Source organism: Streptomyces tagetis, assembly GCF_018069565.1.
GTDB lineage: Bacteria > Actinomycetota > Actinomycetes > Streptomycetales > Streptomycetaceae > Streptomyces > Streptomyces tagetis.
The window spans coordinates 1578894-1597855 of sequence record NZ_JAGPNL010000001.1 but is presented as its reverse complement, the minus strand read 5'-3'; the positions used below and the strand labels follow the sequence as shown (position 1 = coordinate 1597855).

General features: G+C 73.3%; 15 protein-coding genes. 6 read left to right on the top strand and 9 right to left on the bottom strand.

Annotated elements, in window-relative coordinates:
- Positions 1-87: 87 nt before the first annotated feature.
- From mnhG to J5Y05_RS06715, 7 genes are all read right to left on the bottom strand, one after another.
- A complete protein-coding gene (gene mnhG, locus J5Y05_RS06745; RefSeq protein WP_210869044.1) occupies positions 88-444 on the bottom strand; it encodes a monovalent cation/H(+) antiporter subunit G in 357 nt (118 codons plus the stop codon).
- The gene (locus J5Y05_RS06740; RefSeq protein WP_210869042.1) at positions 441-758 is read right to left on the bottom strand and encodes an MrpF/PhaF family protein; all 318 of its coding nucleotides are present in this window, start codon (positions 756-758) and stop codon (positions 441-443) included. Before J5Y05_RS06740 ends, mnhG begins: the two co-directional genes overlap by 4 nt.
- Complete coding sequence (locus J5Y05_RS06735) at positions 755-1330, bottom strand: Na+/H+ antiporter subunit E (protein WP_210869040.1); 576 nt, start codon at positions 1328-1330, stop codon at positions 755-757. Before J5Y05_RS06735 ends, J5Y05_RS06740 begins: the two co-directional genes overlap by 4 nt.
- Positions 1327-3078 carry a Na+/H+ antiporter subunit D gene (locus J5Y05_RS06730; RefSeq protein WP_210869038.1) on the bottom strand — a complete coding sequence of 584 codons (1752 nt, stop codon included), beginning with the start codon at positions 3076-3078 and terminating at the stop codon, positions 1327-1329. The genes J5Y05_RS06735 and J5Y05_RS06730 overlap by 4 nt, the downstream gene beginning before the upstream one ends.
- The gene (locus tag J5Y05_RS06725; RefSeq protein WP_210869036.1) at positions 3075-3842 is read right to left on the bottom strand and encodes a Na(+)/H(+) antiporter subunit C; all 768 of its coding nucleotides are present in this window, start codon (positions 3840-3842) and stop codon (positions 3075-3077) included. The genes J5Y05_RS06730 and J5Y05_RS06725 overlap by 4 nt, the downstream gene beginning before the upstream one ends.
- Complete coding sequence (locus tag J5Y05_RS06720; protein WP_210869035.1) at positions 3839-6751, bottom strand: Na+/H+ antiporter subunit A; 2913 nt, start codon at positions 6749-6751, stop codon at positions 3839-3841. The genes J5Y05_RS06725 and J5Y05_RS06720 overlap by 4 nt, the downstream gene beginning before the upstream one ends.
- 208 nt (positions 6752-6959) lie before the next feature.
- Entirely contained in the window at positions 6960-8594 is a 1635-nt protein-coding gene (locus J5Y05_RS06715) for an ABC-F family ATP-binding cassette domain-containing protein (RefSeq protein WP_210869033.1), read from the bottom strand.
- Between the two features lie 441 nt (positions 8595-9035).
- Here J5Y05_RS06715 and J5Y05_RS06710 point away from each other — a divergent pair, with 441 nt between their 5' ends.
- The 3 genes from J5Y05_RS06710 (at position 9036) to J5Y05_RS06700 (ending at position 12126) form a co-directional block, all read left to right on the top strand.
- Complete coding sequence (locus J5Y05_RS06710; protein ID WP_247614062.1) at positions 9036-9599, top strand: hypothetical protein; 564 nt, start codon at positions 9036-9038, stop codon at positions 9597-9599.
- Positions 9600-9928: 329 nt separating this feature from the next.
- A complete protein-coding gene (uppS, locus tag J5Y05_RS06705) occupies positions 9929-10612 on the top strand; it encodes a polyprenyl diphosphate synthase (protein ID WP_247614061.1) in 684 nt (227 codons plus the stop codon).
- Positions 10613-10716: 104 nt separating this feature from the next.
- On the top strand, positions 10717-12126 hold the full coding sequence (locus J5Y05_RS06700; RefSeq protein ID WP_247614336.1) for an oxygenase MpaB family protein: 1410 nt from the start codon (positions 10717-10719) through the stop codon (positions 12124-12126).
- Between the two features lie 14 nt (positions 12127-12140).
- On the opposite strand, the gene J5Y05_RS06695 is transcribed toward J5Y05_RS06700, so the two are convergent.
- Complete coding sequence (locus J5Y05_RS06695) at positions 12141-13037, bottom strand: LysR family transcriptional regulator (RefSeq protein ID WP_210869030.1); 897 nt, start codon at positions 13035-13037, stop codon at positions 12141-12143.
- A gap of 170 nt (positions 13038-13207) precedes the next feature.
- Between J5Y05_RS06695 and J5Y05_RS06690 the strand changes: the two genes are divergently transcribed.
- From J5Y05_RS06690 to J5Y05_RS06680, 3 genes are all read left to right on the top strand, one after another.
- The gene (locus J5Y05_RS06690; protein WP_210869028.1) at positions 13208-14539 is read left to right on the top strand and encodes an MFS transporter; all 1332 of its coding nucleotides are present in this window, start codon (positions 13208-13210) and stop codon (positions 14537-14539) included.
- A 117-nt stretch (positions 14540-14656) separates the two neighbouring features.
- On the top strand, positions 14657-16309 hold the full coding sequence (locus tag J5Y05_RS06685) for an amidohydrolase (protein WP_210869026.1): 1653 nt from the start codon (positions 14657-14659) through the stop codon (positions 16307-16309).
- Positions 16310-16834: 525 nt separating this feature from the next.
- Positions 16835-18013, top strand: coding sequence for an MBL fold metallo-hydrolase (locus J5Y05_RS06680; RefSeq protein ID WP_210869024.1), 1179 nt, complete (start codon positions 16835-16837; stop codon positions 18011-18013).
- A gap of 83 nt (positions 18014-18096) precedes the next feature.
- Here the strand turns inward: J5Y05_RS06680 and J5Y05_RS06675 are convergent, their stop codons facing one another.
- On the bottom strand, positions 18097-18918 hold the full coding sequence (locus J5Y05_RS06675) for a fumarylacetoacetate hydrolase family protein (RefSeq protein ID WP_210869022.1): 822 nt from the start codon (positions 18916-18918) through the stop codon (positions 18097-18099).
- Positions 18919-18962 lie beyond the last annotated feature (44 nt).

Genomic DNA, 18962 nt, shown 5'->3' with positions numbered 1-18962 from the left:
TCCTGCATGACACCTTGCAACAGGGCCGCCGCTCGCCGTCATTCCCGTACGGGATGTGATCTCTTCCGTCGCACGAAGGCGCCCCCCTCACTCGTCGCCCTCGCTGAGCTGCGGGTCCAGGTCGTCGCGGAGCAGGCCCCGGCTGCCGGTCTGCCCGGTGCGGTAGGCGGAGCGGGCCACCAGGTGGGAGGCGACCGGGCTGGTGAGGAACTGGAAGAAGACGATGAGCCCGAGCGTGCCCAGGTCGATCGGATCGCGCAGGCGCAGCGTCACCCCGGCGAGGGCGAGCAGCACGCCGATGGTCTGGGGTTTGGTCGCGGCGTGGGAGCGGGTCAGGACGTCGGGGAAGCGGACCATGCCGATCACCCCGATGAGGCACTGCACGCAGCCGAGCAGCAGCAGGACCGCGCCGAGCAGGTCGGCCGCCTCCAGCCAGGGGTTCACCGGTGCTCCTCCGTGCCGTCCGGGCGGATCGCGGGCCGGTCGCGTACGGCGATGAAGCGGGCGATGCCCACCGATCCGGTGAAGCCGAGGAAGGCGAGGACGAGCATCACCGGGTAGTAGAAGGGGTCGCCGCTCAGGGCGGCCTTGGCACCGATCCCGGCGATGATGAGCGCCGCCGCGACGTCGAGGGCCACGGCGCGGTCCAGCATGGAGGGGCCCCTCCAGATGCGGTAGAGGAGCAGGGCGCCCGCGACGAGGATCACCACGACGGAGGCGACCAGCAGGGCGTCCTCGACGGTGTGCAGGGTGGTCATGACGGTCCGTTCCCTTCCGGTACGGGGCCGCGGGCCCGTTCGATGTCCGCCGCCGTGCCGAAGGCCCCGGCGACGAGTTCCTCCATCCGCCACACGGAGCGCTTGGCCTTGTCGACCGCGCCCGGGTCGTCGGCGTCCAGGACGTGCAGGAACACGGTGGACGTCGCCCGGCGCACCTCGATGACGGAGCCGCCGGGGACGTTGGAGACGGCGACCGCGGTGGCGGTCAGCATGAGGTCGCCGCGGCAGCGCAGCGGTACGGCGACGACGGCCGCCGGGTAGGGGCCCCGGGCCTGGATCTGCCGGGTGACCTCGACGCTGGAGGAGACCATGTCGTACACGAGGTAGACCAGGAGCCGCAGGATGCCCAGGGGGTGCAGGCGCAGGCCCAGTTCCACGGCGGGCAGCGGGAAGGCGAGGCTCACGCAGAGGGCGACGATCACCCCGTTGACGAGGTTGCCCCAGGAGAGCGTGCCCCACAGCAGGACCCAGATGACGGTGAGCCAGGCGATGAGCGGCAGGTCGGGGACGCGGCGGCGGCGCGGGGAGAAGTTCCTGACGGTGTGGCTCACGGTCCGAGCACCGCCTCGATGTAGGGGGTACGGGCGAGGAGTTCGGCGGCGGCGTGCCCGGTGAAGGTGGTGAGGGGGCCGCCCAGCACCGTGTAGAGGAGGCCGAGGGCGACGGCGGCGCCGGTCGCCAGGAGCATGGGCCAGGGCAGGCGCGTGGTGGTGGTGATGGACTGGCCCAGCAGGCCCGCGGCGACGACCGCGCCGGCCGGGGCGGGACGCCGGCCGCGGCGGCGCCGGTCGCCACGGGCCCCGCGCTCGCCACCGGCGTCGCGGTCGCCACGGGCGTCCCTGTCACGGTCGTCACCCTCGCTCCCGCCCTCGCCCTCGCCCCCGCCCGCGTCACCGTCACCGTCACCGTCACCGTCACCGTCGCCGCTGTCGTCGTCCTCGGCGGATTCCAGGACGACCCCCTCCCCCGCGGCGCCCGGCGGGGCCTCGCGCCAGAAGGCGAGGTTCCACACCTTCGCCATGACGTACAGGGTGAGCAGGCTGGTCGCGGCGGCCCCCGCCACCAGCGCCCAGGCCCAGCCGCCGCCGTCCTCGACGCCCGCCCGCATCAGGCCGAGCTTGCCGAGGAAACCGGAGAGCGGCGGGATGCCGCCGAGGTTCATCGCCGGTACGAAGAAGAGCACGGCGACCAGCGGCGCCGACTTCGCCAGGCCGCCGAGGCGGGTGAGTTCCGTGGTGCCGTCGCGCCGCTCGATGAGCCCGGCGACGAGGAAGAGGGTGGTCTGCACGGTGATGTGGTGGGCCACGTACACGATCGCGCCGCTGAGCGCGTCGCGGCCGGCGAGGGCGATACCGAAGACCATGTAGCCGATGTGGCTGATGAGGGTGAAGGACAGCACCCGCTTGAGGTCGGTCTGGGCCACCGCGCCGAGGATGCCGACGACCATCGAGGCGAGCGCGGCCAGCATCAGCGGGGCGGCGAGGCGGTGGCCGGGGAAGAGCAGGGTCTCCGTACGCAGCATCGAGTAGACGCCGACCTTGGTGAGCAGGCCCGCGAAGACCGCGGTGACCGGGGCCGGCGCGGTCGGGTAGGAGTCGGGCAGCCAGGCCGCGAGCGGGAAGACCGCCGCCTTGATGGCGAAGACGGTCAGCAGCATCGCCTCCAGCAGGGTCCGCACCCCCACCGGCACCTCCTGGAGCCGCCCGGCGAGCTGCGCGAAGTTGACCGTCCCCGCCACCGAGTAGGTCATGGCGACCGCGACGAGGAACAGCATCGACGAGAAGAGCGAGATGATCACGTACGTGGAGCCGGCGCGGACGCGGGTCGCGGTGCCGCCGATGGTGAGCAGCACGAAGCTGGCGACGAGCATGATCTCGAAGCCGACGTAGAGGTTGACGAGGTCTCCGGAGAGGAAGGTGCAGGAGACCCCGGCGACGAGGATGAGGTAGGCGGGGTGGAAGACGCCGAAGGGGGTCTCGTCGTCGCGGTCGGCCATGCCCTGGCCCAGCGAGTACAGGTGCACGAGCAGGGTGACGGCGCTGGAGACCGTGAGCATGAGGCCCGCCAGCCGGTCGGCGACGAGGGTGATGCCGAGCGGCGGCGCGAAGTCGCCGAGGTGGACGGAGAGCGGGCCGTGCCGGTCCGCGGCCACCATGAGGGCGACGGAGAGCACCAGGACCGCGCCGAGCACGGCGAGGCTCACGAACCGCTGGGCGCGCTGGAAGCGCGGGCCCATGGCGAGTTCGAGGCCCGCCGCGCACAGCGGCAGCAGGACGGGGAGGGGGACGAGCGCGTTCACCTGGGTCCTTCCTGGCCGGGGTCGTCGGGGCCGTCGGGGCCGTCGGGCCGCCCGGTGCCTTCCGCGCCGGGCGCGTCCTGGTCCCCGTCCGGCTCCCGGCCGGTCTCCTCCGGGTCGTTGGTGGGCCCGGCGTCGTGGGCGGGGGCGGGGCCGGGGCGGCCCGCCGCGTCGGTGGAACCCCGCTCCGCGCCGACCCGGTAGTCCTCCGGGTCGGCGCCCAGGATGTCGTTCCACAGGTTTCCGGAGACGTCCCTCGCCCGTGCCTGGTAGGCGCGTTCCTCCCGCATCCGTTCCCGCAGCCGGCGGCGTCCGGCGCGGTAGCGGGCGCGTTCGTCGCCGGTGGAGCCGCTGCCGGTGCGGGCCTGCCGGTAGCGGGCGCGCAGTTCGCTGCGCCGGCGCAGGACGTCGGCGCGCAGCGCCACGAGCCGGTCCTCGGTGTCGTCGCTGATCTCGTCGGAGCCGGTGACCTGGTGGCTGCGGTAGGCCAGGGAGAGCAGGAACGCGGTGGTGGCGAGGGTGATGACGATCGCGGTGAGCGCGATGGCCTGGGGCAGCGGGTCGGTGAGCCGGTTGCGGATGACGTGCGGGTGGAGCAGCGGGGCGGAGCCGGCCCGGCCGGTCGAGGCCAGCACCAGCAGGTTGATGCCGTTGCCGAGCACGACGGCGCCGATCAGGATGCGGGTCAGGGAGCGGGTCAGCAGCAGTACCGCGCCCACCGCGTTGAGGACGGCGGCGGTGACCAGGAGCGTCAGGCTCACCGTCACGCGACACCGCCCTCGGGGCGTCCGGCGCGGTGGGCGGCGGACCGTTCGATGTGCCGGTCGATACGGGCGCCGAGGGCGCGGACGATGTCGAGGACGACGCCGAGCACCAGCAGGTAGACGCCGCAGTCGAAGAGGACGGAGGTGGACAGGTGGGACTCGCCCCACACGGGGAGCCGGCCGTGCCAGGTCCAGCCGTGCAGCACCGTTCCGTGGGCCAGCCCGCCGAGCGCCACGCCGGTGGAGAGGGTCAGGCCGAGCCCGGTGAAGAGCCCGGGGGCGAAGGGCGCGGCGTCGGCGAACTCGTGGCGTCCGCCGGCGAGGTAGCGGGTGATGAAGGCGACGCCCGCGACGAGTCCGCCGACGAAGCCGCCGCCCGGCAGGTTCTCGGCGCACATGAGCAGGTAGACGGAGAGGACGAGGATCGGGTGGAAGATCAGCCGGGCGACGACCTCCAGGACGATGGAGCGCCGTTCGGGGGCGAGGGTGGCGCCGCCCGCGATCCAGGTCCGTTCGGGGGCGCCCTCGTCGCCGCTGGGCAGTCCGGCGAGCCGGTGCGCGGTCAGGCTCCAGGTGGTGCTGAGCGCCGTCTCCGGCCGGTCCCCGGGCAGCGGTGCCGCGGGCGGTTCGGCGTCGGTGCGGCGGTGCAGGTAGAGCAGGCTGGTCACGCCGATCGCGGCGGCGGCGAGTACGGCGGACTCCCCCATGGTGTCCCAGGCGCGCAGGTCGACGAGGATCGTGGCGACGACGTCCTTGAGCCCGTGGTCGGCGACCTCGGCCACCATCGCCTCGCCCGCCGTGGGGCCGCGCCGGTGCCCGGCCATGATCCAGACGACGACGGCGACGGCGGCCCCGCCCGCGAGCGCCGCCGGCATCCGCAGGGCCCGCCGCAGGGAGCTGTAGCTCTCCTCGAAGTGGACGGGCATCCGGCGCAGCACCAGCACGAAGACGATCATCGAGACGGTCTCCACGCAGAACTGGGTGAGCGCCAGGTCCGGGGCGCCCTGCACCACGAAGAGCAGCGCGGTCCCGTAGCCGGTGAGCCCGGCGAGCACGACGGCCTTCATCCGGCGCCGCACGCCGAGGCAGAGCAGGGCGGCGGCGCAGGTCAAGGCGGCGACGCCGACCTGGACGGGGGTGTCCCACAGGTGGGGTGCCGGGGTGCCGGCCCAGGGTTCGTCGGCGACGAGGACGGCGATCTGCCCGGCCAGGACCACGCCGAGGGCCGTCACCAGGTACCCGGAGAGGGAGCCGCGCTGCACGAACCCGGTGCACTGCAGGGCGGTGCGTTCGAGGCCGAGCACGAGCCTGCCGAAGGTGCGGTCGGCGCTGCGCCAGGCGAGGGCGGTGCCGACGCGGATCACGCGGTCGCTCCCCAGGAAGAGCAGGACACCGCCGGTCCAGGCCACCGCGGACAGGAGCAGGGCGGTGCCCACGCCGTGCCACAGGGACACGTGGTACGGGTGCGCGGGCACCGGGAACTGCGCGGCGTACGCGCCGAGGAGCCCCTGGAGCGAGCGGGCGCCGATGCCGAGGCCGAGGCAGCCGAGGGCGAGCAGGGCGGGTGCCGTGAGGAAGGCGGCCGGCACCCGGTGGGCGGGGGTGTCGGGGACGCCGGGTTTGCGGGCGAAGGCACCCCACAGGAACCGCAGGGTGTACGCGGTGGTGAGCGCCGATCCGGCGACGGTCGCGGCGAGCGCGCACCGTTCGGCGGTGCCGCCGGCCAGCAGCGCCTGGAAGGCGGCCTCCTTCGCGGCGAAGCCGAGCAGCGGCGGTACGGCGGCCATGGAGAGCCCGGCGAGGACGGCGACCGCGAGGACGGCGGGCAGCCGCCGCCCGACCCCGGACAGGCGCCGCAGGTCGCGGGTGCCGGTGGCGTGGTCGACGATCCCGGTGACGAGGAAGAGGGGGGCCTTGAACAGGGCGTGGCCGAGGAGCATGGCGAGGGCGGCGAGCCCTGTGTCGTAGCCTCCGGACCCGGCCAGGACCAGGAGGAAGCCGAGCTGGCTGACGGTGCCGGAGGCGAGGACCAGTTTCAGGTCGTGCAGGCGCAGCGCCCGCCAGCCGCCGAGGAGCATGGTGAGTGCGCCGAGGACGAGCAGGAGGGGCCGCCAGGGGGTGACGTCGGCGAAGGCGGGGGAGAGGCGGGCCACGAGGTAGATGCCGGCCTTGACCATCGCGGCGGCGTGCAGGTAGGCGCTGACCGGGGTGGGGGCGGCCATGGCGTTGGGCAGCCAGAGGCTGAACGGCCAGATCGCCGACTTGGTCAGGGCGCCGACGAGGATCAGCACGATGGCGGTGGTCAGGGCCGGGGAGGCGGGCGGCGGGTCGGCGAGGATGTGCGAGAGGCGGTAGGTGCCGGCGGCCTGGCCGAGCGTCAGGAAGCCGACGAGCATGGTCAGTCCGCCGAGCGCGGTGACGGTGAGCGATTGCAGGGCGCTGCGCCTGTTCTGCTTGCGTTCGCTGTTCTGGCCGATCAGCAGGTACGAGAAGACGGTGGTCAGTTCCCAGAAGACGTAGAGCAGGACGAGGTCGTCGGCGAGGACGAGGCCGAGCATCGCCCCGGCGAAGGCGAGCAGGTTCCCGGCGAACCTGCCGAGGCCCGGCTCGTGGTCGTCGAAGTAGGAGACGCAGTAGAGCAGGACGAGGCAGCCGACTCCGGCGGCGAGGAGCACCATCGTCTCGGCGAGGGCGTCCAGCCGCAGGGCCCAGTCGACGTGGTAGTCGGGCAGCCAGGTCCACACGGTGGTGTCGGCGCCGCCCGCCGCCGCGGTGCTCCAGCGGCCGGCCGCCCAGGCGGTGGCGGCGGCGGGCGGCAGGGCCAGGACGAGGAAGGCCCGGGTGCCGCACCACCGCACGAGGGGCGCGGCGAACAGGGCCAGCGCGAAGTGAGCGAGGACGAGCGTGGTCACACGGTCTCGCGGAGCGGGGCGACGGAGGGACGGCAGGGCACCCGATAGGGATATATCGGGCGCCCCGTCCGGTGTGCCAGGCTCGCCGCGTTGGCCGGAATCCGACCACAGCGTCCCCGGCCGCCCCCGCGTACCCGGTGGGTGCGCGGGGCGGCGGTCCGTCCGTGCTCGGGACGGCGGCCGGTCGGCGCACGGGGGCGGCGGCCCGTCAGTTCGCGGGCGGGCCGGTCTCGGTGAGCAGGCCGTCGGCCAGCCGGAGCCGGCGCACGACGCCGGTCTCGGCGAGGAACCGCTCGTCGTGGCTGACCACCACGAACGCCCCGCGGTAGGCGCCGAGGGCGCTGGTGAGCTGGGCGGTGCCGGCCAGGTCCAGGTTGTTGGTCGGCTCGTCCAGGAGCAGCAGCCGGGGGGCGGGTTCGGCGCACAGGACGCAGGCGAGGGTGGCCCGCAGCCGTTCGCCGCCGGAGAGGACGCCGGCCGGCAGATGAGCGCGGGCGCCGCGGAAGAGGAACCGGGCGAGCAGGTTCATCCGTTCGGCCTCCGGCAGCCGGGGCGCGAAGGCGGCGAGGTTCTCCGCGACAGTCCGCTCCTCGTCGAGCAGATCGAGCCGCTGCGAGAGGTACGCGACGCGGCCGTCGGCCCTCCGGATCTCGCCCGCGTCGGGGGCGAGTCCGCCGTGCAGCAGGCGCAGCAGGGTGGACTTTCCCGCCCCGTTGGGGCCGGTGAGGGCGATGCGCTCGGGGCCCCGGACGGACAGGGTGACGCCCTCGGCGCCGAACAGGTCGCGTCCGCCGCGGCGCACCCGCAGCCCCTCGCCGTGGACCAGGGTGCGCCCGGCGGGCACGTCGGTCTCCGGGAGGTCCAGGACGAGGCGCTGTTCGTCGCGCAGGGACCGCTCCGCCTCGTCGAGCCGGGCCCTGGCATCGCCGACCCGGGCGGCGTGGGTCTGCCCGGCCCGTCCGGCGGACTCCTGCGCGCCGCGCTTCATGGCGCCGGCGACGATCCGGGGCAGACCGGCGCTCCCCAGGTTGCGGGCGGCGTTGTGGGCGCGGCGTTCGGCGCGTTCACGGGCCTGCTGCATCTCCCGTTTCTCGCGCCGCAGTTCGGCTTCGGCCGTGCGGATGTTCTTCTCGGCGGTCTCCCGCGCGGCGCGCACCGCCTCCTCGTAGGCGGTGAAGTCCCCTCCGTACATGCGTAGTTCACCGGCGTGCAGTTCGGCGATGCGGTCCATGCGGCCGAGCAGGGCGCGGTCGTGGCTGACCAGGAGCAGGCAGCCGGTGAAGTCGTCCAGGACGTCGTGGAGACGATGGCGGGCGTCGAGGTCGAGGTTGTTGGTGGGTTCGTCCAGGAGCAGTACGTCGGGGCGGCGCAGGAGGTGGGCGGCGAGGCCGAGGGAGACGGTCTGGCCGCCGCTGAGGGTGTCCAGGCGCCGGTCGAGGGCGAGTCCGCCGAGGCCGAGGCGGTCGAGCTGGGCGTGGGTGCGCTCCTCGATGTCCCAGTCGTCGCCGATGGCGGTGAAGTGCTCCTCGGCCACGTCGCCGGACTCGACCGCGTCGAGGGCGCGGACGACGGCGTCGATGCCGAGGACCTCGGCGACGGTGAGGTCACCGGTGAGCGGCAGGGTCTGCGGGAGGTGGCCGAGCGTGCCCAAGACCCGGACGGAGCCGGCGGTGGGCCGCAGTTCGCCGGCGATCAGCCGGAGCAGGGTGGACTTGCCGGAGCCGTTGGGGGCCACCAGGCCGGTGCGGCCGGACGGCACGGTGAAGGAGAGGCCGTCGAAGACGGGGGTGTCGTCGGGCCAGGAGAAGGACAGGCCGGAACAGACGACGCGGGCGTCGGACATGGAGGTGCCTTCGCGGGAAGGGAGGCGGCCGGGACGGCGCCTCGGCAGGCGGGGAAAAGGGGACGACGAGACGGCCACCGCGTCGGCGCTCTCCGCGCCCGCCGTGGCCTGTCAGGGCCGGGTATCACCCGATGACGTCGTCGTCACCCACCATGTCCGCGCGTTCCTCACTCGACAGCGGCCGAAGAGACCGGCGTCGAGTTTATCAGCCGGGTCCGGGGCGGTGACGGAGGAAAAGGGGACGGGCCTCGCGGGCGGTGACGGAGGAAAAGGGGACGGGCCTCGGGCGGTGGCGGGCGAGGCGCGGGGGCCGCAGAGGTCGCCGTCGGCGAAATGGGGGGTGAGGCACTCTGGCGTACGCGCGTAGACCTCGGGCACCATCGTCTCGCACCTCATGCTCAACCACCCCACAGGCAGCATGACGCACGCATGGAGGTTCCCATGACGTCTTCCACGGCCCCGCTCTCCCCCCGTACGGCGGTGCGCGGTTCACGGCGCTCCCGGGGCACGCGCATCCGCTCGCTCGTCACGGCGCTGGCCCTGGTGGCGGCGCCCGGCGCGGTCGTCCTCGGCAGCGCCGGCGACGCCGCCGCGGCCACCAAGATCAGCCACGCCACCGCGACATCCATGTTCCGCGACGCGGGCGTCACCTGGTCGTCCTCGGGCAACTGCTCCGACCGCAACACCTCGACCTGCACCTCCTTCGAGCAGCTCAACCTCGCCACCGCGCAGGGCGCCCAGACGCTCAAGCGGGCCAGCGGGTGCGCGCTGAACATCACCGGCGGGACCGAGACCGGGCACGCCTCGGGCACCTACTCGCACTGGAACGGCTACAAGCTGGACTTCGGCAAGTCCACCTGTCTCAACAACTACGTCAAGAACAGCTTCAGCTACATCGGCGTACGCGGTGACGGCGCCCAGCAGTGGCAGTCCGCCTCGGGCAACGTCTACGCCGACGAGGGCAACCACTGGGACGTCACCTACTACAACTGCGGCGGCTGCTGACCCGCCGGCCCCCGACGGCGCGAGCCGTACCCGGGCGGCGCGGGGCCCACCGCCCCACGCCGCCCGCACGCCCCCTGCTCTCCGCACACGCCCCCTGCTCTCCCCGAAGGAGTGAACGCGGCCGAGTTCCGCGCGGCCGGGGCGGCCGTACCGGCACTCTGCTGGCCGGGGAACGAGCAACGGAGAAGGGGGCCTTTCTGAGCACGGACGAGACCGTCGCCGCCGCGCCCGGCGCGGCACCGGGCGAGCCCGGCGCGCACCCCACCGCGGCCGGCGCACCGCTGCGGGGCGCACCACAGCGCGGCGTACCGCGCCACGTGGCCTGCGTGATGGACGGCAACGGCCGCTGGGCGAGCCGGCGTTCCCTGCCGCGCAGCTCCGGCCACAGCGCGGCGGAGGCCACCGTGATCGAGGTGATCGAGGCGGCCCGCCGGGCGGGGGTCGAGTGGCTGAGCCTGTACGCGTTCTCCACGGAGAACTGGCGCCGGCCGCGCGACGAGATCGCCGCCCTGATGCTGCTGGTCCGCCGGGTGGTGCGCAAGCACGCGCCGCTGCTGCACGCCCGCGGCGTCCGCTGCCGCTTCCTCGGCGTGTCGGACTCGCGCGTCCCGGCGCCGCTGGCCCGCGACTTCGCCGACCTGACCCTGCTGACCGGCGCCAACCGGGGCATGACGCTGACCGTGGCGTTCGACCACGGCGGACGCCGGGACATCGTCGAGGCGGCCCGGTCCCTGCTGCGGGCCGGCGTGCCGCCCGAGGCGGTCGACGAGCGGACCTTCGCCGCGCACCTCCCCTTCCCGGACACTCCCGACGTGGACCTCGTCATCCGCACCTCCGGCGAACAGCGCATCTCCAACTTCATGCTCTGGCAGGTCGCGTACGCCGAACTCGTCTTCCCCCCGGTGCTCTGGCCCGATTTCCGGGCGGCGCACTTCGTGGAGTGCCTGCACACCTACCGGCAGCGCGACCGCCGTTTCGGCGGCGTCGCACCGCACGCGAACGGAGAGACGTGACCGACAGCCGCGCCCCGTACCCCGGCCCCCGTGTCCCCCGCCCCTCGGCCCCGGCGGACGACCGCGCGCCCGGCCCGTCGGCCCCCGAGGAGGAGGGGCCGCCCCTGTTCGGACCGGGATCGCACTTCCACCGGTTCTTCGACGACCCGCGCTGGGCGCTCGCCATGATCCGGGCGACGGTCCTGGAGGCGGCACACCCCCAGGTCGGCGCGGCGCTGGCCGGCAACTCCACCTTCGTGACGCACCCCTGGCGGCGGCTGCGCAACACCTTCCTCAGCCTCCAGCGGATGTTCGGCGCGGACGAGGCGGTACGGCAGCGGGAGGCGACGCGCCTCAACCGGCTGCACGCCCGCATCCGGGGCACCGACGCCGAGGGCCGTCCGTACGACGCGATGGACCCGGGGGCCCGCGCCTGGGTGGTGGCGACCCTGTTCGAGACCACGGTCACCATGTGCCGGCTCGGCGGACAGCCCCTCGACCAGGCCACCCTGCGGGGGCTGTACACCGAGTTCCGCGCCTATCTGGCGGTCCTCGGCGGGGCGGACGACGACCTTCCGGCGACGGTGGAGGAGTTCTGGCCGTACTTCGACCGGGTGGTGGAGGAGGAGCTGGAGGGCACCGAGGCGGTGCGCGTCATCCTCTACAAGCTCTTCGACCACCTGCCCGCTCCCCCGGTCCTGGAGGAGCTGGCGCCCCTGTGGGCGGCGGGCCGGTCGCTGGCCGGGCCGGTGATCGGCGCGATCACCATCGCCTCGCTGCCGGAGTCCCTGCGCCGCCGGGCCGGGCTGCCGGACGTGCCCGGCGGGCAGGCGCTGGCCCAGAGCGCGTACCTCGCCGTCGGTCTGGCCCGTTTCCTGCCGGACGGCTGGAGCAGTACGGACGGCCTCGCCGGACTGCTGCTGCTCTCCCCCGACGGGGACGATCCCCGGGCCCGCGCGGTCACCGCGGTGCGCGACGGGCTCAAGCGGGCCGGCGCCCTGCTGCGGCTGCTCGCCCCGCTGCCGCCGGAGGCGGAGGAGAGGGCGCCGGGCGGTGTGGGGCGCGATGCCGAGGAGTTCTTCCGTACGGTGCTGGACCAGACCGGCGACGGCCATCTGGACTGGCCCGATCTGGCGGCGATGGCCCGCGAGGTCGCCGGCCGCCTCGACCTGGACGAACCGGAGGAGACCCGGCTCTACGACGCGTTCGCGCTCTGGTGGCGGGAGCTCCAGCAGGCGCTGGACACCGACGGCGACGGCCGGGTGAGCGCCGCGGAGTACGCCGCCGGCGTGCCCTCCCTCGCCGGGCCCGCGCTGATCCGGGTCGCCGAGGTCCTCTTCGACGTCACCGACCGGGACGGCAACGGGACCATCGACGAGGAGGAGTACCGGACGCTGTTCCGCACCGGTTTCCGGCGCGAGATGGCCGAGGCCGGGGTGAGTTACGCGCGGAGCGCGTTCGTCGCGGACTTCGTCGCCTTCATGACCGGCCGCCGCGGCTCCGACGCCTATGACGGCCTGCTCGCGGAGGCGTGAGGGGGCCGTCGCGGTCAGTGGGACCCGGCGGGCCAGGCCAGGGGTTCGGAGACGGTGTCGGTGCTCCACTCCGCGAGGCGCTCGGCGAAGGCCGCGAGTTCGCCGGCCGCGTAGTGGGCGGGGTCCCAGGCCGCGTAGAGGCTGATGGTCAGGCGTTTCCCGCCGAGGGTGAGGCGGGCGCCGTCCAGGCCGAAGCGCACCGGTTCGATGATGACGGCGGGCCCCTGTCCGGCGCGGGCCGCGGCCTGGGCGACGGGCGCGCTGGTCACCTCGCGGACGGTGACGTCGAGCCCGGACCGGCGGACCGCGGCGTCGAAGACCGCGCGCACGGCGCTGCCCCGGCCGGGGATCACCACGCGCCGGCCGCGCAGTTCCCGCAGCTCCATCTCCTCCCGGCCCGACCAGGGTCCGCCGGGCGGGCCCTGCACGTTGAGCGGCACCTCGGCGAGCCGGCGTTCGGTGAGTTCGACGGGGGCCGGCCGTGAGTTGACGGCGATGTCGGCGGTCCCGTCCGACACCTGCCCGTAGACCAGGTCGGGGACGGTGTCGCGGACGTCGACGAGGGGTGCCCCGGTCTGGGCGAGGAAGGGGCACAGGACGTAGTGCATGGTGGTCGTCGGGGCCACCGCGGTGATGCCGAAGTGCCGGCCGACGTCCACCGCCCGCACCAGTTCGGCGCCCCGCTCCATGCGGGTGAGGATGTCGCGGGCGGCGGGCAGGAAGCTCCGCCCGGCGGGGGTCAGCTCCAGGCCGGTCGAGGTGCGGGTGAAGAGCCGGGCGCCGAGTTCCTTCTCCAGCGAGGCCAGTTGCCTTGAGACGGTCGGCTGGGTCACCGCGAGCCGTTCGGCGGCCTTGGACACGCTGCCGAGCACGGCGACGTTCAAAAAGTATTGGAGCACCGTCTGTTTCATCTTCACCCTACTGTCTGCGGAAATACGGTTCAGGCATAGCCGGCATGCACTCCTTCTATTTGACCGGGCATATCCCAGCGGAGTGAATACATCCAACCTCGTTTCGCCGCGCTCGACCCGTGTGCGGCGAAGCACCACAGTGGTGAGGTTTGATCTCCGAGGAAACGCCCATGTCCCACACTCCCCCGTCGGCCTCCGCCCGGTCGTCCCGCAGAGCCACGACCGCCGCGTTCGTCGGCACCGCCATCGAGTGGTACGACTTCTACATCTTCGGCACCGCCGCCGCACTCGTCTTCGGCAAGGTCTTCTACCCGGACATCGCGCCCGGCGCCGGGGTCCTCGCCTCCTTCGCCACGATGTGGGTCGGCTTCCTCGCCCGGCCCCTCGGCGGCATCGTCTTCGGCCACATGGGCGACCGGGTGGGCCGGAAGAACACGCTGGTCATCACGTTGGTGATGATGGGCGTGGCGACCTTCTGCATCGGCCTGCTGCCCACCTACGGGCAGATCGGCTTCGCCGCGCCGGCCCTGCTGGTGCTGCTGCGCGCCGTGCAGGGCCTGGCCGTCGGCGGCGAGTGGGGCGGCGCCGTGCTGATGGCGACCGAGAACGCCTCCGAGAAGAAGAAGGGCTCGGCCGGCATGTGGGTCCAGCAGGGCTCGCCGGCCGGCTCCATCCTGGCCACGCTGATGTTCCTGCTGGTCGGCACCTTGCCCGACCAGGCGTTTTTGACCTGGGGCTGGCGGGTGCCGTTCCTGCTCTCCGCGCTCCTGGTGGTGGTCGGCCTGGTGATCCGGCTGAAGGTCGAGGAGTCCGCCGACTTCGAGCGGGCCAAGGAGCGCGACGACGTCGTCAAGATGCCGCTCATGGAGGTGCTGCGCACCGCGCCGGGCGTGGTCGCCCTCGGCATGGGCGCGTCCATCATGGGCATCGCCGCGGCCTACTTCAACAACACCTTCGTGCTGTCCTGGACCACCACCGAACTCGGTGTCGGCCGGCAGACGATGCTCAACATCCTGCTGGTCATCGCGGTGCTCCAGTTCCTGCTGCAACCGCTCGCGGCCCGGCTCTCGCAACGCTTCGGCGCGGTCCGGGTCATGGCGGGCGGTCTGACGCTCTCGGTGCTGATCGTGGTGCCGATGTTCTTGCTGATCTCCACGGCGAACCCGCTGCTGATCACGGTGGGCCTGATCCTGCCGACGCTCGGCACCGTCCTGTACTACGCGATGCTCTCCAGCTTCCTGGCCTCGGTCTTCCCCGCGAACGTCCGCTACACCGGCGTCTCCCTCGCCTACCAGCTCTGCTCGTCCCTGATCGGCGGCGCGACCCCGCTGATCGCCCAGACCGTGCTGATCAACACGGGCGTGGCGGGCATCGGGATCTTCTACGGCGTGATGCTGGTCGTCACCCTGGCCTGTGTCCTCGGCCTCGCCCGGCTGGCCGCGAAGCGCGCCGCGGTGTCCGGCTCCGCCGGGTCCGGTACGCGGGTCCCCGAGACCGTCTGAGCCCGCCCGGCCGGCTCCCCCTCCCCCTCGCCTTTCCTCCTCCTTCTGCCCCTCCGCCCCTCCACCTCCCCCGCCTTTCTCTCCGTACCTCCCGCATCCCTAGGAGCGCACGTCCTCATGCAGATCGACGCGATATTCGTCAACAGCCGTATCCGGACCATGGACCCGGCCCGGCCCACCGCCACCCGCCTCGGGGTGCTGAACGGGCGCGTCGTCGGGCTGGACGAGGAGCTGGACGGGGTGAGCGCCGCCGTCACTCACGACCTCGGCGGCGCCCCGGTGCTGCCCGGCTTCCACGACGCGCACTTCCACACCCATCTGCTGGGCCGCCGCCTGGCCTGGCTCGACCTGCGCGCCTCGGCCGTGGGGGACCTCGACGAGCTGTACCGGGCGGTGGCCGAGCGGGCCGCCGGCCTCGGTCCGGACGAGTGGGTCTTCGGTTCGGGCTACGACCAGAACAAGACCGGCGGCCACCCGGTCGCCCGCGCGCTGGACGAGGCCGCGGGGGGCCGGCCGGTGTGGCTGGAGCACGTCTCCGGGCACATGGGCGTGGCCAACACCGAGGCGTTCCGCCGGATCGGGTACGCGGACGGCCGGGGCGTGCCCGACGTGGACGGCGGGCACGTGGCCCGGTTGGCGGACGGGACCGCGGAGGGCCTGCTCCAGGAGCGGGCCATGCAGCTCGTCTACTCGGTGATCCGGCCGCTGCCCACGCAGGAGGTCCTGGACCATGTGCGGCTGGCCTCGGACAAGGCCCTGTCGCAGGGGCTGACCAGCGTCACCGAGCCGGGCCTCGGGGCCCACGAGATGATCGGCGCCTCCCCGTCCGACGTCCACACCTACCAGCTCGCCCGGGAGCGGGGGCTGCTGCGGCTGCGGACCACGCTGATGCCGTACATCACCAAGCTGCACTACCTGGAGGGGTTCCGGAACCCGCGCGAGTGGTTCGGCCTCGATCTGGGCATCCGGACCGGCTTCGGCGACGACCGCATGCGGCTGGGGCCGGTGAAGATCGTCACGGACGGGTCGCTGATCGGCAAGTCGGCGGCGATGCACACGTGTTACCACGGTGAGCCGTCCAACAAGGGCTTCATGCAGTTCACCGCGGAGGAGGTGCGCGACTTCGTGGTCGACGCGCACCGGGCCGGCTGGTCCGTCGCGGCGCACGCCATCGGGGACTCGGCGGTGGACGCCGCGCTGGACGCCTTCGAGGCGGCCCAGCTCCGGGCGCCCCGGGGCGACGCGCGGCACCGCATCGAGCACTTCGGTGTGGCGAGCGACGAGCAGGTGGCCCGTCTGGTGCGGCTCGGTGTGGTGCCGGTGCCGCAGGGGGCGTTCGTCTCGGAACTGGGGGACGGCATGCTGCGGGCGCTCGGCCCCGAGCGGGCCCGCCTGTGCTACCGGATGAAGTCGCTGCTGGAGGCCGGCGCGGTGCTGCCGGGTTCCTCCGACGCTCCGGTCGCCGACGGGAACCCGCTGGTGAACATCCACGACATGGTCAACCGGGTCACCGCGGGCGGTGAGGTCTTCAACGCCGACGAGCGGCTGACCGTGGCGGAGGCGGTGCGCGCCTACACCTACGGGTCGGCGTACGCGGTCGGCGAGGAGGGCGACAAGGGCGTGCTGGCCCGGGGCATGCTCGCGGACCTGGTGGTCCTCTCCGACGACCTCTTCGCCGTCGACCCGTCCCGCATCCGGGACGTCACCGTGGGCGCCACGGTGGTGGGCGGCGCCGTCGAGTTCGACGGCGGTGCGGTGAGGACGCTCTGACCGCCTCGCCGGCCGCCGGGGACGGTGGCCGAGCCGCTGGGGTGGAGGTCCGTGCGCGCGGCCGGGCCTCCACCGGCATTCTCGGGCCCGGCTTTCCCTCCGGAATCCGGTCCGGAAAAGGACCGGCGCCATATCGATTTCTATGCTGCCTTCCCTGGGAACGTGTATGGGAAAGGCCCTCATTCCCCGCGCCGTCGATTCCGGAACGACACCCCATGACGGTGACCTGCGTCACACCGAGAGGGGGTCTGTCGCCTCTCGCCTCTCAACTCCCGGGCCAAAGCGCCAGTTCAGAGGCGTGTACCCGGTCCGCCGGCCCTCCATGAGGATGTCCACGGCGGGTGAACCGGCGGTTCACCGGCCTTTCCCGCTCCTCTTGCTCCGGCCGGAAAAGCCGTGTCAGTCTTCGCCGCGATTCGACGCCGACGGCACCTCCGGGCGATCCCCGCATTCTCACACCGGTGCCCGGCGGATTCCCCGAAACGGCGTCCTCACCATCCTTCACCCTCACTCTCACCAAGGCGGATGACCATGTGCAACCTGTGCGATGCCACGCCTTTGGCCGGCACCGGCGAAGCGTCCTTGGAGACCGGCGGCGGGCTCGGCCGCCGGTCCGTGCTGACCGCCCTCGGCATCACCCCGGTGGCCGTCGGCCTCTCCGGCGTCGCGGCCCCGGCCGCCGCCGCGGCCCCCGGCACCGGGCCCGCCGCCAGGAAGCCCGGCAGGAACCGCTGGGGCAAGCTCGACCTCGTCCTGCTCGGCACCAAGGCGGGCCCGCCCGTCGACCCGCTGCGGACCGGCATCTCCACCGCGCTCGTCGTCGACGGGGCCACCTACGTGATCGACTGCGGGCGTGCAGCCGCCACCCAGTACGTGCGCGCGGGCCTGACGATGTCCTCCCTGAGCGGCATCTTCATCACCCACCTGCACGCCGACCACGTCGCCGACTACTACAACTTCTTCCTGCTCGGCGGCAGCGTCCCCAACCAGGAGAAGGACAACATCACCCGCCCGGTGCCCGTCTACGGCCCGGGGCCGGCCGGTGGGCTGCCGCCGAAGTTCGGCGGTGGCCAGGCGCCGACGGTCAGCCCGGAGAACCCGACGCCGGGCATCCGGCAGCTCACCGAGGACTGCCACGCCGCCTACGCGTACAGCAGCAACGTCTTCCTGCGGGACATGGGCATCCAGGACGTCCGCGATCTCGCCGACGTCCACGAGATCCGCGTCCCCGAGGTGGGCGCCGGCTTCGAGAACACCGCGCCGCCGATGAAGCCGTTCCTGGTGATGGAGGACGACCGGGTCAGGGTGAGCGCCGTGCTGGTGCCGCACGGGCCGGTCTTCCCCGCCTTCGCCTTCCGCTTCGACACCGACCACGGTTCGGTCACCTTCTCCGGCGACACCACGTACAGCGACAACCTGGTCCGCCTCGCCAAGGGGTCGGACGTCCTCGTCCACGAGGCGATCAGCGTGGAGGGGCTCGACGCGCCCGCGGTCTTCGTCGACCACCTCCTCCAGTCCCACGTCGAGGTGCAGAAGGTCGGCCCGATCGCCCGGCGGGCCGGCGTCGACATGCTGGTGCTGTCGCACATCTCCGAGGTCGCCCGCAACCCGATCGACGCGCGGCAGTGGAAGAAGTGGGCGCAGAAGGGGTACGGCGGCAAGGTCGTGGTCGGTGAGGACCTCCAGCGGATCAAGCTGGCCTGACCGGCGCCCCGGGAACGACGCGTCCGCCCGGCACGGCCTCACGGGGCCGGGCCGGGCGGACGGCGTCCGTCTTCGGGCGCGGGTCAGACGATCGGCGTGGACACCGTGCCGATACCGTCGACGCTCACCGCGACCAGGTCCCCGGGCCCCAGGTACCGCTGCGGGGTGCGGGCCCTGCCGACACCGCCGGGGGTGCCGGTGAGGATCAGGTCCCCGGGGTGCAGCGGCACCATGGTGGACACGTACGCCAGCAGGTGGGCCGGGCTGAACAGCAGGTCCGCGACGGCGTGTTCCTGCACGACCTCGCCGTTGAGCGTGGTGCGCAGCACCGCCGTGTCCGCGTCGAACTCGTCCGGTGTGACCAGCACCGGCCCGACCGGGGTGGAGCGGGCCCAGATCTTGCCCTGGAGCCACTCCGTGGTGCGGTATTGCCAGCCGCGCATCGAGATGTCGTTGGCGACGGTGTAGCCGGCGATGTGGGCGCCGGCCTCCTCCTCGCTCACCCGGTGGGCGGTGCGGCCGACGACGAGGGCCAGCTCTCCCTCCCAGTCCATCTCCGGGTCCTCCGCCACGGCCTCCACGGCGTCGTAGGGGCCGGTCAGGGTGTCCGCGAACTTGGCGAACAGGGTGGGGTGGGCGGGGAGTTCGCGGCCCATCTCCCGGATGTGGCTGGTGTAGTTGAGGCCGGCGCACAGCACCTTCGAGGGGCGTGGCACGACGGTCCGCTCCTCGACGCCGGAGCGGTGGTGGCGGGGTCCTTCGGCGTCCTTGGCGATCCGCCGCCACTCCTCGTCCGCCAGCAGGGAGCCGAGGTCGGCGTGGCCGGGGAGGACGGTGTACTCCTCGCCGTCCAGCCGGGCGGCGTGGGTGGTCCCCTCGGGGGTGCGCACGGTTGCCAGTCTCACGTGGTTCCTTTCCTCTCGCCCCGCGTGCCGCGCCGCCGCCGTCG

Coding starts and splice junctions, on each gene's coding strand:
- uppS (WP_247614061.1), top strand. CDS start 9,929: ATGGACGGCAACGGCCGCTGGGCGAGCCGGCGTTCCCTGCCGCGCAGC.
- J5Y05_RS06690 (WP_210869028.1), top strand. CDS start 13,208: ATGTCCCACACTCCCCCGTCGGCCTCCGCCCGGTCGTCCCGCAGAGCC.
- J5Y05_RS06710 (WP_247614062.1), top strand. CDS start 9,036: ATGACGTCTTCCACGGCCCCGCTCTCCCCCCGTACGGCGGTGCGCGGT.
- J5Y05_RS06715 (WP_210869033.1), bottom strand. CDS start 8,594: ATGTCCGACGCCCGCGTCGTCTGTTCCGGCCTGTCCTTCTCCTGGCCC.
- J5Y05_RS06740 (WP_210869042.1), bottom strand. CDS start 758: ATGACCACCCTGCACACCGTCGAGGACGCCCTGCTGGTCGCCTCCGTC.
- J5Y05_RS06680 (WP_210869024.1), top strand. CDS start 16,835: ATGACCATGTGCAACCTGTGCGATGCCACGCCTTTGGCCGGCACCGGC.
- J5Y05_RS06685 (WP_210869026.1), top strand. CDS start 14,657: ATGCAGATCGACGCGATATTCGTCAACAGCCGTATCCGGACCATGGAC.
- J5Y05_RS06695 (WP_210869030.1), bottom strand. CDS start 13,037: ATGAAACAGACGGTGCTCCAATACTTTTTGAACGTCGCCGTGCTCGGC.